The following is a 15,188-nucleotide window of genomic DNA, read 5'->3' as shown; positions in this document are numbered from 1 at the left end:
CCCGCCATGCATAGCGCCCGCAGTTACGCCAACCAGTACCGTCAGACCAACGTCAACAGCGCCGTGCTGGAGGCCAGTCCGCACCAGTTGGTCGCGTTGATGCTGGCCGGCGCCCGCGCCCGCGCCCGCCTCGCCATTGCCTGCCTGGAGCGCGGCGACCTGCCGCGCAAGGCCAAGGCAATCAGCGAGGCAAGCGCGATCATCGGCGGGCTGAATGGTGCACTGGACATGAAAGCCGGCGGCGAGATCGCCGATGGCCTGCAACAGTTGTATGACTACGCCCAACGCCGGCTGCTGGACGCGAACATCGGCAACGACAGCGCGCCGCTGATCGAGATCGAAGACTTGTTGGGCGAGATCGAGACCGCGTGGTCCGCCATCGCACCGGGGCAACCGGGCGCCGCGGGCCCGTCGCCTGATCAAGCAAGGCTGGGGCCATGACGCCGGTGCTGCCCAGCGACGCCATCCGTCTCGCGCTGGACAGCGGACGGCTCGACGACGCAATCGCCTTGATCACCCAACACGAGCTGGACGTGCGCGCCGCATTGGGAAAATCCCCGGCCAGCGCAGACGACCAGGACGGATGGCAGGCACTGCTATCGACACAGCGCTCGTTGCTGGAACAACTGCAAGGCGCACGCAGCGACACGATGGAGGCGTTGCAGCGGCTGCAAGGCAACCGTCGCAGCGCACAGGCCTACCGGGCCCAGAGCCTGCCATGAATGCCGACGAGGCCCGCGCCGCGGTTTTCGGTGACTCGCTTACCTGCCAGGAGGTTCGTCCGGTCGCGTTCGTGCCCGGGGCGCTGGACGAGAGCGCCCAGCGCGTCGCATGCGCCCGCGCCGAGGCGCTGCTACGCGCGATCGCCTTGGTGGAGGACAGTCGCACCGACGACCCGGACGAGCGCGGCACCCAGGAGCTGGGAATGCAGCGCATTGAAGCCAAGCTCGACCTGCTGACGGCGCTGGTTGCCACGTTGGTGGGCAATCGCGATACCCAGGACCACCCGCAGTCTGTCCGCTGGTCGGCACTGGGTGTGTGCCTGGCCGTGGGGAACTCCGCCGCCGACGTGGCGCCCGGCACCGTGGGCGTATTCCGGGTGCTACCTTGCGACTGGTTGCCACAGGCGCTGGAGCTGCCCGCGACCGTATTGGCCAGCGTCGCTGATGGCACGGGCCGTCAGCTATGGCTGCGCTTCCAGGCATTGCCGGCAACGCTCGCCTCGGCCCTGGAACGGCACTTGTTCCGGGTCCACCGTCGAGCGATCGCCGAATCGCGCAGGCCCCGCTGAACCCCTTGCCGCACGGACCTTCCCCGCAAGCGGCAATGGAAACGGGACAGTTGGGCTAAAGTGAACACGTCTCCACGTCCCGTTGGAGCACGTCCCGCGAGAGGTTCACTTGCTGCGCGTACTGATTTGCGATGACCACACCCTGGTCCGGGCCGGCTTGCGCCGGTTGCTGGAATCCTTCGATGCGATGGAGGTGGTCGCCGAAGCCGCCAGCGCTGACGAGGTGGTGATACAAGCACGCAGAACCCTCCCCGACGTGGTGCTGCTTGACCTGTCAATGCCCGGCCGCAATGGGTTCCAGGCCTTGGATGAGCTGCGCCAGGTCTGTCCCGACACCGCGGTGGTCATCATGTCGATGCACGACGATGCCTCCCATGTCCGCGAGGCGCTGGCGCGAGGGGCGTCCGGTTTCGTCGTCAAGGAGGCCGCACCCGCCGAACTGGACATCGCCCTGCGCGCCGCGGCCGCCGGGCGCACTTACCTGAGCCCGCAGGTCTCTGCGCCCCAACTGCGCGGCGGACGCTCCAGAGCGGTGACGGGGGTGGATGCGTTGCCCCCGCGCCAGCGCGAGATCCTGGCCGCGCTGGGTGCCGGCCGCAGCAGCAAGCAGATCGCCGGCGACCTGAACATCAGCGTCAAGACCGTTGAAACCCACCGTGCGCGGATGATGGAAACCCTGGGCTGTCCCAACGCCACCGAGTTGCTGCGCATCGCCCTGGGATTACACGCGGGCGGTTTGTAGCTGCAAAGCCGGCACCAGGTCCGGAAAACCCTTACATGAATTCCGGATAATCCCTACTTGGCTCGGGTTTGCCCCGATTCGTTATCTGTCACCGACGAGGCAAGATCAGCCATGCAGGATCCGTACCGCGAGTACGGCATCACGACAGGGGGATCTGTGAAACAAACCGTCCACGGGCAGTTGACGCAAACCGTCAACCTCACGCCGCAACTGTTGCAGTCGATCCGGCTGCTGCAGCTATCTGCCCCACAGTTGGAAATGGAGCTGCTGCAGGCCTTGGAGCTCAACCCAATGCTGGAGCACGATGACGCCGACGAGATTGGTGAAACCGACGCCAACGTCCAGGAGGCTGACGGCGACGATGCGACGCTGGACGCTGGTGCCTGGGACGAGCTGCCCGAGCCGATCTACACCTCGGCAGCGTCTGGCAGTGCGTCTGGCGACGACGACGCCACCGCGCGGATCGCGGCCGGCAGCTCCAGCGACCCCCGGGTCCGCCTGCTGCAGGAGCTGGCCCTGGATTGGAATATCGACGACCTGCGTGTTGCCCAGTGGTGGCTGGACCAGTGCGATGACCGCGGTTACCTGGAACACCCGCTGGCCGGTCTGGTAGCCGCCGGCGCCAGTGAGCTGTCGATTACCCGGCAGGCAATGAAAACCTTGCGTTTGCGGCTGCTCAACGGCCCGTGGCCGGGGATGGCGGCGGTCGATGCAGCCGAGTGCCTGCGTGCGCAACTGGCCCGGCAACGCCAACAGGCCGAACGAGCTGGGACACATCCGGGCGAGCCCGTCGCGCGCGAGCTCGCCACTTACGCCTTGGCCGACCGCATCCTCGCCCGCCACATCGACCTGCTGGCCGCACACGATCACCCCGCACTGGCCGCCGCATTGGATGCCACCCCGGACGCCATCAACCGTGCCACCGGATTGATCCTCAGCCTGAGTCCGTGCCCGGTCGAGGAACCCGCCGACGCCGCAACGCCCTACATCACCCCCGACGTGGTGGCGCGTTTCCTGGGCGGGCGGTGGCGGGTCGCCCTGAACGGCCGAGCCACCCCGCGCATCCGTGTCGCCGCCCATTGCGCGCGTGCCCTGGACGGCGCACCGGGTGACCAGAGCGTGCTGCGTGGCCTGCTCGACGAGGCGCGCTGGCTGGTGCGCGGCGTGGCGATGCGCAACGACACCCTGCTGCGCACCACCCAGGTGCTCATCGAGCGCCAACGTGGCTTCCTGGAACGCGGCGAGGAGGCGATCGTGCCACTGACCCTGCGCGAGGTTGCCGACGAGATCGGGATGCACGAGTCCACCGTCTCGCGCATCACCACCGGCAAGTATGTCCAGACCCCGCGCGGCACCCTGGAGCTCAAGCGCCTGTTCGCCGTCCGGCTGGAAGGTGCGAGCGTATCGGGAACCGCGGTCAAGGCGATGGTGCGGCGCCTGATTGATGCCGAGCCCCCGCACGCACCGCTGGCCGATGACACCATTGCCGGCCTGCTGGAGCGCCAGGGGGTTTGCATTGCGCGCCGCACCGTGGCGAAGTACCGCGGCCAACTTTGCATCGGCCCCGCACGCTCGCGTCAACGCCCGGCGCCTACCGCCACCGCCAGCTGAACTGGAGTAACCCCTCATGCGCACCCTCACCGTGTTGCTGGTCGACGACCACGAAGGTTTCATCAACGCCGCCATCCGCCACCTGCGCCGGGTCGACTGGGTGAACGTGGTCGGCTCGGCGACCAATGGCATCGAGGCCATTGCCCAATGCGAGGCACTGCTGCCGGACGTGGTGTTGATGGACCTGGCGATGCCGGAGATGGGCGGGCTGCAGGCAACCCGCCTGATCAAAGCCCAGGACAAGCCACCCTATGTGGTGATCGCCAGCCATTTCGACGATGCCGAGCACCGCGAGCACGCGCTGCGGGCCGGCGCGGATGCATTCGTCAGCAAGCTTTCCTACCTGCATGACGTCATGCCATTGCTGGAGGCGGTGGTCGGCGGCGCGGACGCCGGCACCACTGAGGTAGCACCGTGAGTGAATCCCGCATCCTGGTGCTGGACAACGACATGGAGCGCGCCGAGCGGGTCGCGACGTTGTTGGAGTTCATGGACTTCACCCCAAGGCTGGCCGAGCCCGGCGACATCGACCTCAAGAAGGCCCGGCACAGTGATTGGGTCGCGGTGGTCGTGGGCGACGTGGAGGGCGATCCGGCGTGGCCGGGCCTGGTGGACTGGCTGGCCCGCCAGCCCTTGCATCCGCCGCTGATGGTGCTGCCCGGCAATGCCGACGACGCCGGGTGGCGCACGGCCGTGCATCCGGAGGCGGTGTGGCCGCTGCATTACCCGATCCGCCGGACCGAACTGCAGGAAGCGCTCCGTCGCGCCAGCCTGAAGCGCATCAACGAGGACGAGCAACCCAGATCCACTACCGGCGGTCCCACCGGGAAAAGCGCAGCAGCATTGCGACTGTCGCGGATGATCAACCAGGTGGCGCCGTTTGATACCACCGTGCTGATCCTCGGTGAGTCGGGCACCGGCAAGGAAGTCGCCGCACGCGCCGTGCACGCGCGCTCGCGGCGCCATGATCGGCCCTTCGTGGCGATCAACTGCGGCGCCATCCCCGCCGACCTGCTGGAAAGCGAATTATTCGGCCATGAGAAAGGCGCCTTCACCGGCGCGCTGACCCAGCGCAAGGGGCGCTTTGAAATGGCCGACGGCGGCACCTTGCTGCTGGATGAAATCGGCGACATGAGCATGCCGATGCAGGTCAAGCTGCTGCGGGTGCTGCAAGAGCGCACCTTCGAGCGCGTTGGCGGCAACCAGACCATCCAGTGCGACGTGCGCGTCATTGCCGCCACGCACCGCAACCTGGAGTTGCACATCGCCGATGGCAAGTTCCGCGAGGACCTGTTCTACCGGCTCAATGTATTTCCCATCGAGATGCCACCGCTGCGTGAGCGCAGCGACGACCTGCCCGAGCTGATCGCGGCGATTACCCGCCAGCTGAGCGAGGCCGGCCGTGGCCAGGTCGCCCTGAGTGACGGTGCCGTTGAAGCCCTGCGCCATTACGCCTGGCCGGGCAACGTGCGCGAGTTGAGCAACCTGCTGGAACGACTGGCGGTGCTGCACCCGGTGGACACCGTCCGCGCCACCGACCTGCCCGCACGCTACCGCGCGGCAATGCCGGAGCTGCCGGACGAAGAGCCCCTGCGCGAGTCGGTGCTCGACCCCCACCCTGCCGCCACCGTGTCACCCCGCGCCACCCTGCCGCCGGAAGGCATGGACCTGCGCTCACACATCGCCGACGTCGAACTGGAACTGATCCGCGCCGCATTGGAACAGGCCGACGGCGTGGTAGCCCACGCCGCCCCCCTGCTGGGCCTGCGCCGGACCACCCTGGTGGAAAAGCTGCGCAAGTACGGCATCGAGCGCTGAGGCTTTTTACGGGCACGAGCGCTTGATTGGCTAAGGAGCGTTTAGGGACAATTTGCCGTCATCTCTGGACAAGTGCCGTCGTCCCGAGCAGCCACCGTCATTCCCAACCATCCACCGTCATTCCCGCGAAGGCGGGAATGACGAGCGAAAGCGGGGATGACGAGCAAAGGCAGGAGTCCAGCGACGGGATCCCGGCACGGCTCTGGCACACGGCTTGCATCGTCATGGGCAGCTACCCAAGACGCTTGAAGCCCGGCCATGAGCGATGCGATTTCCTCGATTCTTTCCCAGATCCGTGCCCATCAGGCGCAGGCAGGCGGCCGTTTGGGCGATGCGCCGGCCAGCAACGCGATCCAGCCCGGCGGATTCCATGCCGACGGGCCCGGCCGGGTCGGCGAAACGAAAGCGCCGGGGTTCTCGGAAACCCTCAACCACGCACTGGATAGCGTCAGCCACGCGCAGAACAATTCCGCGCAGTTGCAACAGGCATTCGAGATGGGTGACCCGCGCGCGGATCTGGCGCGGGTGATGGTCGCCATGCAGCAATCATCGGTCGCCTTCAAGGCCACCGCCGAAGTGCGCAACCGCCTGGTCCAGGCTTACCAGGACGTCATGAACATGCCGGTGTAAAGCATGCCGGTGTAATGCATGCCTGTTTGATACATGCCTGTGTGATGCCAACCCGATTGCCGACGTAGTACCGCACATTCGAGACCGCAACAATGAGCGCCACTTCCCTTCCCAAGACTGCGATCACCAACCTGCGCGAGCTCGGCCCGCTGCAGGACATCCCCGTGGTCCGCCAGATGGGCACGTTTGCGCTGGTGGCCGCCGCCATCGCGATCGGCCTGTGGTTGTTCTTCTGGACCCAGCGCCCGGACTACGTGCCGGTGTTCGCCGGGCTGGACGCTAAGTCCACCAGCGAAGCGTCCGACTTGTTACGTAGCGCGAACATTCCGTTCCGTGTCGACGCTTCCAGCGGCTCGCTGGCGGTGCCCACCGACCAGAGTGGCCAGGCCAAGCTGGCGTTGGCCTCGGCGGGCTTGCCGGCCAAGACCGGCGGTGGCTTCGAGTCATTGCAGGGCGACCAAGGCTTTGGCACCAGTCAGTTCGTGGAGAACGCGCGCTACCAGCATGCGCTGGAAACCGAACTGGCACGCACCATCGGTAACCTGCGCCCGGTGTTGGAGGCGCGCGTCCACCTGGCGATACCCAAGCCCAGCGCGTTTACCCGCCAGAAGGAGGCGGCCAGCGCATCGGTAGTGCTGCAGTTGCGCAGCGGCAGCGTGCTTGAGGCCGGCCAGGTCAACGCGATTGTGCACCTGGTGTCGGGCAGCATCCCGACCCTGCCACCGGAGAGCGTAACCGTGGTCGACCAGTTTGGTCGCATGCTGTCCAACGCCGATCCCGACAGCAGCTCGGCCATCGGCGCCAAGCGTTTCGAGCAGCAGCACCGCCAGGAAGCGGTTTACGTGCAGCGCATCCAGGAGTTGCTGGCGCCGATGACCGGCCCGGGGCGGGTCAGCGCACAGGTAAGCGTGGCGATGGACTTCTCCCAGAGCGAGCAGGCGCGGGAAATCTATGGCCCCGAGGCGGCAATCGTCCGCAGCGAGCAGGTTTCCGAATCCGGCGACCTCAGCGCAAACGCAACACCGGGCGGCGTACCGGGCAGCACCAGCAACACCCCGGTTGCCGCTCAAGCGGCCGCCAACGCCGCCGCCAACCCCGCGGCCGCAGCACCAGCCACGGCCCAACCCGCCGACGACACGCTCACCGGCACCCGTACCGCGGTACGCAACTACGAGATCGACCGCACCCTGACCCACACCCGGCAGGCACCCGGCCGGATCACCCGGGTGACCGCCGCAGTATTGGTGGACAACCTCCCCACCGCGGTCGACAAGGACGGTAAGCAGACCTCCCGCCCCCTGACCGATGCCGAACTGGAGCGCATCAAGTCGCTGGTCCAGCAGGCCATCGGCTTCGATGCCCAGCGCGATGACATGGTCACCGTGGTCAACGCGCCATTCAACCATGGGCAACTGGACGAGCCCGCGGAGCTCCCGTTCTGGCAGAACCCCAGGGTCAAGGAACTGCTGCGTATCGCGCTGGGCGGGCTGGCGGTGTTGATGCTGATCTTCACCGTGTTGCGCCCCGCCATGCGCCAGCTGATGGGTCCGGTCAAGCCACGCACGGCGGTCGCAACATTGCTCGACGATGACGAGGACGTACCGGTCACGTTGTCTGCGCCGACCAAGAAGCCCGCCGCCCGCCTGGACGGGGACGCGCAGGAGGCCTCGATGAACTTCGACGAGAAACTGCAGGTGGCGCGCACGGCGGTCAGCAACGACCCCAAGCGCGTCGCCAGCGTGATCCGCAACTGGGTGGAAACCGATGGCTGAGCCCAGAACGATGAAACAAGAACCGCTGACCGGCGTGCAGCGTGCCGCCGTGGTCTTGCTGTCACTGGGCGAGGCACAGGCCGCCGAGGTGCTCAAGCACATGGGCGCGCGGGAAGTGCAGAAGCTCGGCATGGCGATGACGTCGGTGGGCGGCGTGTCGCGGGAGGCCGTCGGCACGGTGTTTGACGACTTCGTGGAGACCCTTGCCCAGCCCAGCGCCCTGGGCTCGGGCGCCGACGATTACATCCGCGCCGTGCTCAACCAGGCCTTGGGCGAGGAGCGCGCCGGCAGCCTGATCGACCGTATCCTGGCGGGGCGCAACACCACCGGGCTGGACACGCTGAAGTGGATGGAGCCGCGCGCGATCTCCGAACTGGTGCGCAACGAGCACCCGCAGATCATCGCCATCGTGATGTCCCACCTGGACGAGGACCAGGCCGCCGAAGTGCTCAAGTGCCTGGCCGAACGCGTACGCGCCGACGTGCTGCTGCGCATTGCCACCCTTGACGGCATACCGCCCAATGCGCTCAACGAACTCAACGAGGTGATGGCGCGCCAGTTTGCCGGCAACCAGAACATCAAGTCCTCCAACATCGGCGGCGTGCGGGTTGCGGCCAACATCCTCAACTTCATGGACTCCGGCCAGGACGAGACCATCCTGGGCAATATCAGCCAGATCGACGAGCCGTTGAGCGCCCAGATCCGCGACTTGATGTTCGTGTTCGAGAATCTGGTCGAACTCGATGACCGCGCCATACAGACCGTATTGCGCGAGATTCCCAGCGAAAAACTCGGGCTGGCATTGCGCGGTGCCGACCAGAAGGTACGTGCCAAGATCACCGAAAACATGTCCCAGCGCGCGGCCGATATCCTGATTGAGGACATGGAGGCGCGCGGGCCGGTGCGACTGGCCGAGGTGGAGGCTGCGCAGAAGGAGATCCTGGCCGAAGTCCGGCGACTGGCCGATAGCGGCGCGATCCAGCTGGCCGCCAAGACAGAGGCCTTCGTATGACGGTCATGGCCAATCCCGCGCAGTTGGTGCGCTGGACTGCACCGGACCTGGAATCGATGGCCACGTGCGGCGCGAGCCCGGCCGTGCCCGCGGCGGAACCGGCACCGGCCCGACCGAGCGTGGAAGAGCTGCAGGCACTGGAGCAGTCGGCGCGAGACGAAGGCTACGCCGCCGGCCATGCTGAAGGATTGGCCAGCGGCCAGTCCGAAGTACGCAAGATGGCCGCCCAGATGGAAGGCATCCTGGACGGCTTTACCCGCCCCTTGGCGCGCCTGGACGATGAGGTGGCCGACGCGCTGGGCGAGCTGGCCGTGCGCATCGCCGGCAACCTGCTCGGCCGTACCTACCGCGCCGACCCGACCCTGCTGGCAGACCTGGTGCGCGAGGCACTCGACGCCGTCGGCACCAGCTCGCGCGAGATCGAGCTGCGCCTGCACCCCGATGACCTGGGCGTGCTGGCACCGCACCTGATGGGGCTGAGCGGCGTGCGCCTGAGCGAGGACAGCACCCTGTCCCGCGGCGAACTGCGGTTGCACAGCGAGAGCGTCCGCATCGACGGCACCCTCGCCGCGCGCCTGCAGGCCTGCCTCGACGCGGCCATGGAGACCGACGCCGACACGAACGCCGAGGACACCCCATGAGCCGCATCGCCGCCGACCAGTGGGAAGAAATGCGCAACCTGCGCCTTTCAGCGCGGCTGGGCACCATCAACCCGCAGCCCCCCTCGCTGGGTCTCGCCCGCGAAGGCGTGTTGCGGCGTGCGGTCGGCCTGACCCTGGAAGCCTCCGGCTGCAGCGCGCCGCTGGGCTCGCGCTGCCGGGTGGAAACCTCCGGCGGCCGCTGGGTCGATGCCGAAGTGGTTGGTTTTTCCGGCGACCGCACCTTCCTGATGCCCACCGCCGACCTCGCCGGCCTGTTGCCCAACGCGCGGGTGGTGACCACCCGCCAGCGCGGCGAGGTGGCCGTGGGCGAAGGGCTGCTGGGGCGAGTGATCGACAGCGACGGCGTACCGCTGGACGGTCGCGGCCCGCTGCGCCCGGAGAACTGGGTCGGGCTGGGCGGACAGATCATCAACCCGCTGACGCGCGAGCCGATAACCCGCTCGCTGGACGTCGGCGTGCGCGCAATCAATGCGCTGCTGCCGATTGGCCGCGGCCAGCGCATCGGCCTGTTCGCCGGCTCCGGTGTCGGTAAGTCCACGCTGCTGGGCATGATGACCCGCTACACCGCCGCCGACGTGATCGTGGTCGGCCTGGTCGGTGAGCGTGGCCGCGAGGTACGCGACTTCGTCGAGGCCACTCTCGGTGAGGAAGGCATGCGCCGTGCGGTGGTCGTCGCCGCCCCGGCCGACCGGCCACCACTGGCCCGGCTGCACGGCGCGTTACGGGCGACGGCCATCGCCGAGTGGTACCGCGACCAGGGCCTGCACGTGCTGCTGCTGATGGATTCGCTGACCCGCTTCGCCCAGGCACAGCGCGAGATCGGGCTGTCGGTAGGCGAGCCGCCGACCACCCGCGGCTACCCGCCATCGGTATTCGCCAAGCTGCCGCAATTGGTGGAGCGGGCCGGTAATGGCGCCGACGGCCGCGGCTCGATCACCGCCTTCTACACCGTGTTGACCGAGGGCGACGACCAGCAGGAACCCATCGCCGATGCCGCCCGCGCGATCCTCGACGGCCACATCGTGCTGACCCGCCGCATCGCGGACTCCGGCCAGTACCCGGCCATCGACGTGGAGGTCTCGGTCAGCCGGGTCATGCAGGACATCACCGACGCGCCGTGGCGCGAACGTATCCGCAAGCTGCGTCGGCTGCTGGCGGCCTACTCGGCCCAGCGCGACCTGATCGCCATCGGTGCCTACCAGCGCGGCAGCGATCCGGCGGTCGACGAGGCTGTCGCCCGCTGGCCCGCAATCCAGGCGTTCCTGGGCCAGGACGTCAGCGAGGCGTCCGATGTCGACGCCAGCCGCGCCGCACTCGCCCGCCTGCTTGACGATGCGCCCGACATTCCGCAATCCCCGACCCCCAACCCGCAGGAGACCTGACCGACATGCGATCGCAACGACTGGATCCACTGTTGAAAGTGAAGCAGCGACGCCAGGACGACGTCGCCCGCGAGGTCGCCGAACGCGACCGCGCGGTGGTTGAGCAGCAGGCACGCCTGGACGCGCTGCGCCGCTACGCACTGGAGTACGCAGTGCCCGGCGGCTCCAGCCTCACCAGCCCGGCATTGTTGGCCAACCGACTGGCATTTCGCGAGCGGCTGGATACCGCCATCGCCCAGCAAAGCCGCGTGGTCAGCGACACCCGTCAACAAAGCGACGTCGAGCGCGCGCGCCTGCTGCTGGCCAGCCGCGAGACCCACGTGCTGGAGAAGTTGTCGGCCAGCTACCGTGCCGAAGAATCCCGCACCGTCGAGCAGCGCAGCCAGCGCGAGATGGATGATCTGGGCGCACGACGGGTATCGAGCAGCCGCCGCGGCGAGCCGGAGCCGGAGCCGGAGCCGGCCGCATGATGGCCGCCGGCGGAGTTGGCGCAGGTGCTGCCAGCACGTCCGCCGGCAGCGCGCCGGCAGCGGGCGCTTCCCGAAGCTCCACCAAAGACTCAGCGCGCGACAGCGATAGCAGTGGTTTCGCCGGTGTCTTGGCCAAGTCTTCGGCGGGCAACGGTGCGTCCAGCGACGCGGCGACGACGGAAGCAAAGACCTCGTCCCCCGCCAATGATGCACACGACCGACAGCCGGCGGACGCGGACAAGACCACGGACGAAGACCATTCCCCCGACCGGATCCTGGCTCTGCTGGGAGGCCACTGGCCCACCCCGGCACCGCTCGCCCCGACTGCCCCGGCCGCACTCGCAACCGGCGCGGATGCCAGCCTGGCGCTGACGGCGGACTCGACAACATTGACCGCATCGGTGGCCCCGGCAGGGGAAGCGCTGAGCCAGCTGGCGGCCACCGATTCCGACCTCAGGCTGCCGGCCTTCGCGCTTGGCCCAACGACACTAGCCACCAATGCCACGTTGGCCGCCAATGCCGCCGGCGCCGCCTCCGCCGACGATGCGCTTCCTCTAGCAGATCTTGCCCGCGCGATGGGTCTGGCAGCCGCCGATGACGCCGGCAAATCACTCCCAGCGGCACCGGCGGTGGGTGCCGATGCGGATGCCATCGAGTTCTCCCTCCCCTCCCAACCGCTCACCGGCAACAGTCCGGTCCGTGCAGCGGCGACGGCGGCGACACCCATCCCGATGCCGGCTGATCCGGATTCAGGCTTCGATGACGCGTTGGGCACACGGATCGGCTGGCTGGCCGACCAGCGCATCGGCCGCGCCGAAATCCGGATCAGCCCGGACCACCTCGGCCCCATCGATGTGCGGCTGCATATCGACGGCAACCGGGTGAGTGCCGAATTCAACTCCGCCAACGCCGACGTGCGGCAGGCACTGGAAGCCAGCGTCGGCCGCCTGCGCGACATGCTCGCGCAACAGGGTTTGCAACTGGCCCAGTCCGACGTTGGCAGTGGGCAATCAAACAGCAGCGACGGTTACGTGGCCGATGCCGGCTCCGACCGACACGACGCCGACATCGTGGACACCCCGATTCCAACCATCCTGCGTCGCGGGTTGCTGGACGAGTACGCCTAGTTAAGGACGGCACACAGGACGGTTGCTGGACAAGTCGATTTTTGATCGTCATCCCCGCGTAGGCGGGGATCCAGGGACGTTGGTATTCAACCGCCTAAAGGCCATGGATGACCAGCCCTTTGGGCTGTTGTGGAGCGCTTCCCGCTTTCGCCGGAATGACAGGGCGGTCAAACCGCCGCCACCAGTGACCATTGCTGCATGCGTCAAATCCCTGTCACTGCCCGTCGCCGGAGTTGCGGCACACCCCTTGCATTGCCTTGGCAACCCCCGCATCCCGGAGTTGTCGCGTGCCATCCAAGAAGCCATCGTCCTCCAGCAAGCTGCCGTGGATCCTTGTCGCTACCCTGGTGCTGATACTGGCCACCGGTGGCGGATGGTTCTGGTATTCCAGTGCCGTGGCAGCGCCCGTTGCAACCGATGCGACTGCCGCGGAAACCGATCAAGCCTCGCCACGCAAGCCGGCGATCTACTTCGCGCTGGACCCGGCCTTCGTGGTCAACCTGGCTGACACCAACGCGGTGCGCTACCTGCAGGCCGATGTGCAGCTGATGACCCGCGATGACGCCACCGCCAAGGCGATGGAGTTGCATGCACCTGCCATCCGCAACCGCCTGCTGCTGCTGTTTGGGCAGTACTCCGCCGACCAGCTGGCCCAGCGCAGCGCCAAGGAACGGTTGCAGAAGACCGCCGCCGACGAAGTGCGCACGCTGCTGAAGGCCGAGACCACCGCCAGCAAGCTCGAAGCGGTTTATTTCACCAGCTTCGTGACCCAGTAGGACACCTGCGATGAGCTCCGACCTGCTCTCCCAAGACGAAATCGACGCCCTGCTGCACGGCGTCGACAGCGGTGCCGTTGATGTAGATGAGGACGCGCCCGCAGCTCCCAACGAGGCGCGCAACTACGATTTCGCCAGTCAGGACCGTATCGTCCGTGGTCGCTTGCCCACCCTGGAGATGATCAACGAGCGCTTCGCCCGCACCTGGCGGGTCGGCCTTTTCAACCTGCTGCGACGCTCGGCCGATCTGTCGGTACGCGGGGTCGACCTGATGCGCTTTGGCGAGTACATGCACTCGTTGCAGGTGCCGACCAACCTGAACCTGGTGAAGATGAAGCCACTACGTGGCACCGCCATCGTGATGTTCGAACCGCGGCTGGTATTCACCGTGGTCGACAACTTCTTTGGCGGCGCCGGCAAGTACCCGGCCAAGATCGAAGGCCGCGAGTTCACCCCCACCGAGATGCGGGTCATCCAGCTGTTGCTGAAGCAGACTTTCGCCGACCTGGCCGACGCTTGGGCGCCGGTGCTGCCGGTCGAGTTCGAATACCTCAACTCGGAGGTCAACCCGCACTTCGCCAACATCATCAGCCCTCGCGAGTACATCGTGGTCAGCCGCTTCCATGTCGAGCTGGAAGGCGGCGGCGGCGAGTTCCACGTGTCCATCCCCTACTCGATGCTCGAACCGATCCGCGAACAGCTGGACGCCGGCGTGCAAAGCGACCGGGTGGAGCGCGATGAAAGCTGGACCCGGGCCATGCGCGAGCAGTTGCAGGACGCACAGGTCGAGCTCAGCAGCTCGTTGACCCAATGCCAGATCAGCCTGCGCCAACTGTGCCAACTCAAGATCGGTGACGTGATTCCGATCCATCTGCCTGACACGGTGACCTTGAACGTTGAACAGACCGCGCTGTTCACCGGCCAGTTCGGCAGTCACAACGGCCATAACGCCATCAAGATCGGCACCGTCCACCCCGCCCGCGCCCTCCCCACTTTCGAAAGCCTGACAACGCCATGAACCCGACAGACACCCCACAGACCGACGACGGCCAAACCTCGCGCGCCGCGTTCGATACCCTGACCGCCGACGGCGACGGCCGGGCCACCGACCTGAACCTGGACGTGATCCTGGATGTATCGGTATCGCTGTCGCTGGAGGTCGGGCGCACCCGTATCCCGATCCGCAACCTGCTCCAGCTCAACCAGGGCTCGGTGGTTGAGCTGGAGCGTGGCGCGGGCGAGCCGCTGGATGTGTTCGTCAACGGCACCCTGATTGCCCAGGGCGAGGTCGTGGTCGTCAACGACCGCTTCGGCGTGCGACTGACCGATGTGGTCAGCCCCGCCGAGCGCATCAAGCGACTGCGATGAGCCCGGCGGCCGACACTGCGGCGGCGGCGGTTGCTGCGGCCACGTCTACAGCCACGTCCATGGATTCCCGCCTGCGCGGGAATGACGAGGTTGTGGTGCCGCTGCCCCTGCCAATGGCAAGCACGCACACCGCGTCGGTAGCGCCGGCGCCGATGTTCGCGCCGCCGCCAGCCGGTGGTTCCGGTGGCGCCGGCGCGGTAGGCGGTGGCGTGCTCGCGCTGCTGCTGGTGGTCGCGCTGATCCTCGGACTGGCGTGGTTGGCCCGCCGGATGCCGGGCATGGGTGTCGCGGGTGCCGGCAACCCGGCACTGCGGGTGGTCGGGTCGCTGGCACTGGGCCCGCGTGACCGGGTGGTGGTGGTCGAGATCGGCCAGACCCAACTCCTGCTTGGGGTCGGCCCCGGTGGCACCCGCACCCTGCATACCCTCGACGCGCCGCTACCGTTCGCCCCCAACAGCGGTCCCTCGCCGTTCGCCCAGTTGCTTTCACAACACTTCGGCAAAAAGCCGTGAGCCGGGTCACTGCCC

General features: G+C 67.3%; 18 protein-coding genes. All 18 read left to right on the top strand.

Features of this window, described 5'->3' with window-relative positions:
* Positions 1–6 precede the first annotated feature (6 nt).
* The 18 genes from fliS (at position 7) to fliO (ending at position 15,173) form a co-directional block, all read left to right on the top strand.
* Positions 7–441 carry a flagellar export chaperone FliS gene (gene fliS, locus ACW5DN_RS00515; protein WP_456960815.1) on the top strand — a complete coding sequence of 145 codons (435 nt, stop codon included), beginning with the start codon at positions 7–9 and terminating at the stop codon, positions 439–441.
* Complete coding sequence (locus tag ACW5DN_RS00510; protein ID WP_456960814.1) at positions 438–722, top strand: hypothetical protein; 285 nt, start codon at positions 438–440, stop codon at positions 720–722. Before fliS ends, ACW5DN_RS00510 begins: the two co-directional genes overlap by 4 nt.
* Complete coding sequence (locus ACW5DN_RS00505; protein ID WP_456960813.1) at positions 719–1,291, top strand: PilZ domain-containing protein; 573 nt, start codon at positions 719–721, stop codon at positions 1,289–1,291. The genes ACW5DN_RS00510 and ACW5DN_RS00505 overlap by 4 nt, the downstream gene beginning before the upstream one ends.
* A 112-nt stretch (positions 1,292–1,403) precedes the next feature.
* Positions 1,404–2,033, top strand: a complete 630-nt coding sequence (locus ACW5DN_RS00500; protein ID WP_456962911.1) for a response regulator — start codon at positions 1,404–1,406, stop codon at positions 2,031–2,033.
* Between the two features lie 156 nt (positions 2,034–2,189).
* Entirely contained in the window at positions 2,190–3,644 is a 1,455-nt protein-coding gene (rpoN, locus tag ACW5DN_RS00495; RefSeq protein ID WP_456962910.1) for an RNA polymerase factor sigma-54, read from the top strand.
* Positions 3,645–3,660: 16 nt separating this feature from the next.
* A complete protein-coding gene (locus ACW5DN_RS00490) occupies positions 3,661–4,062 on the top strand; it encodes a response regulator (protein ID WP_456960812.1) in 402 nt (133 codons plus the stop codon).
* Positions 4,059–5,462, top strand: coding sequence for a sigma-54 dependent transcriptional regulator (locus ACW5DN_RS00485; protein ID WP_456960811.1), 1,404 nt, complete (start codon positions 4,059–4,061; stop codon positions 5,460–5,462). The genes ACW5DN_RS00490 and ACW5DN_RS00485 overlap by 4 nt, the downstream gene beginning before the upstream one ends.
* A gap of 258 nt (positions 5,463–5,720) precedes the next feature.
* Positions 5,721–6,092: a flagellar hook-basal body complex protein FliE gene (gene fliE / locus ACW5DN_RS00480; RefSeq protein WP_456960810.1), complete on the top strand. Its 372-nt coding sequence runs from the start codon at positions 5,721–5,723 to the stop codon at positions 6,090–6,092.
* A gap of 92 nt (positions 6,093–6,184) precedes the next feature.
* Complete coding sequence (gene fliF, locus ACW5DN_RS00475) at positions 6,185–7,864, top strand: flagellar basal-body MS-ring/collar protein FliF (RefSeq protein WP_456960809.1); 1,680 nt, start codon at positions 6,185–6,187, stop codon at positions 7,862–7,864.
* 25 nt (positions 7,865–7,889) lie between these two features.
* Entirely contained in the window at positions 7,890–8,876 is a 987-nt protein-coding gene (gene fliG, locus ACW5DN_RS00470) for a flagellar motor switch protein FliG (protein WP_456962909.1), read from the top strand.
* Between the two features lie 5 nt (positions 8,877–8,881).
* Entirely contained in the window at positions 8,882–9,517 is a 636-nt protein-coding gene (locus tag ACW5DN_RS00465; protein ID WP_456960808.1) for a FliH/SctL family protein, read from the top strand.
* Positions 9,514–10,920 carry a flagellar protein export ATPase FliI gene (gene fliI, locus ACW5DN_RS00460; protein ID WP_456960807.1) on the top strand — a complete coding sequence of 469 codons (1,407 nt, stop codon included), beginning with the start codon at positions 9,514–9,516 and terminating at the stop codon, positions 10,918–10,920. Before ACW5DN_RS00465 ends, fliI begins: the two co-directional genes overlap by 4 nt.
* Before the next feature lie 5 nt (positions 10,921–10,925).
* On the top strand, positions 10,926–11,390 hold the full coding sequence (gene fliJ, locus ACW5DN_RS00455; RefSeq protein ID WP_456960806.1) for a flagellar export protein FliJ: 465 nt from the start codon (positions 10,926–10,928) through the stop codon (positions 11,388–11,390).
* A 128-nt stretch (positions 11,391–11,518) separates the two neighbouring features.
* Positions 11,519–12,517, top strand: coding sequence for a flagellar hook-length control protein FliK (locus tag ACW5DN_RS00450; protein WP_456960805.1), 999 nt, complete (start codon positions 11,519–11,521; stop codon positions 12,515–12,517).
* A gap of 287 nt (positions 12,518–12,804) precedes the next feature.
* Positions 12,805–13,293, top strand: coding sequence for a flagellar basal body-associated FliL family protein (locus tag ACW5DN_RS00445; protein ID WP_456960804.1), 489 nt, complete (start codon positions 12,805–12,807; stop codon positions 13,291–13,293).
* 10 nt (positions 13,294–13,303) lie between these two features.
* Positions 13,304–14,311, top strand: a complete 1,008-nt coding sequence (fliM, locus tag ACW5DN_RS00440; protein ID WP_456960803.1) for a flagellar motor switch protein FliM — start codon at positions 13,304–13,306, stop codon at positions 14,309–14,311.
* Positions 14,308–14,661: a flagellar motor switch protein FliN gene (gene fliN / locus ACW5DN_RS00435; RefSeq protein ID WP_456960802.1), complete on the top strand. Its 354-nt coding sequence runs from the start codon at positions 14,308–14,310 to the stop codon at positions 14,659–14,661. Before fliM ends, fliN begins: the two co-directional genes overlap by 4 nt.
* On the top strand, positions 14,658–15,173 hold the full coding sequence (gene fliO, locus ACW5DN_RS00430) for a flagellar biosynthetic protein FliO (RefSeq protein ID WP_456960801.1): 516 nt from the start codon (positions 14,658–14,660) through the stop codon (positions 15,171–15,173). The genes fliN and fliO overlap by 4 nt, the downstream gene beginning before the upstream one ends.
* Positions 15,174–15,188: the final 15 nt, after the last annotated feature.

The sequence above is a fragment of the Lysobacter sp. A289 genome (assembly GCF_054072675.1).
This window is presented reverse-complemented; position numbering and strand designations above follow the sequence as displayed.

What these genes read in the sequence shown, in the direction of transcription:
- fliO (WP_456960801.1), top strand. Translation starts at nt 14,658, where the DNA reads ATGAGCCCGGCGGCCGACACTGCGGCGGCGGCGGTTGCTGCGGCCACG.
- ACW5DN_RS00465 (WP_456960808.1), top strand. Translation starts at nt 8,882, where the DNA reads ATGGCCAATCCCGCGCAGTTGGTGCGCTGGACTGCACCGGACCTGGAA.
- fliE (WP_456960810.1), top strand. Translation starts at nt 5,721, where the DNA reads ATGAGCGATGCGATTTCCTCGATTCTTTCCCAGATCCGTGCCCATCAG.
- fliS (WP_456960815.1), top strand. Translation starts at nt 7, where the DNA reads ATGCATAGCGCCCGCAGTTACGCCAACCAGTACCGTCAGACCAACGTC.
- fliI (WP_456960807.1), top strand. Translation starts at nt 9,514, where the DNA reads ATGAGCCGCATCGCCGCCGACCAGTGGGAAGAAATGCGCAACCTGCGC.
- fliJ (WP_456960806.1), top strand. Translation starts at nt 10,926, where the DNA reads ATGCGATCGCAACGACTGGATCCACTGTTGAAAGTGAAGCAGCGACGC.
- ACW5DN_RS00505 (WP_456960813.1), top strand. Translation starts at nt 719, where the DNA reads ATGAATGCCGACGAGGCCCGCGCCGCGGTTTTCGGTGACTCGCTTACC.
- fliN (WP_456960802.1), top strand. Translation starts at nt 14,308, where the DNA reads ATGAACCCGACAGACACCCCACAGACCGACGACGGCCAAACCTCGCGC.
- fliM (WP_456960803.1), top strand. Translation starts at nt 13,304, where the DNA reads ATGAGCTCCGACCTGCTCTCCCAAGACGAAATCGACGCCCTGCTGCAC.
- fliF (WP_456960809.1), top strand. Translation starts at nt 6,185, where the DNA reads ATGAGCGCCACTTCCCTTCCCAAGACTGCGATCACCAACCTGCGCGAG.
- ACW5DN_RS00490 (WP_456960812.1), top strand. Translation starts at nt 3,661, where the DNA reads ATGCGCACCCTCACCGTGTTGCTGGTCGACGACCACGAAGGTTTCATC.
- ACW5DN_RS00510 (WP_456960814.1), top strand. Translation starts at nt 438, where the DNA reads ATGACGCCGGTGCTGCCCAGCGACGCCATCCGTCTCGCGCTGGACAGC.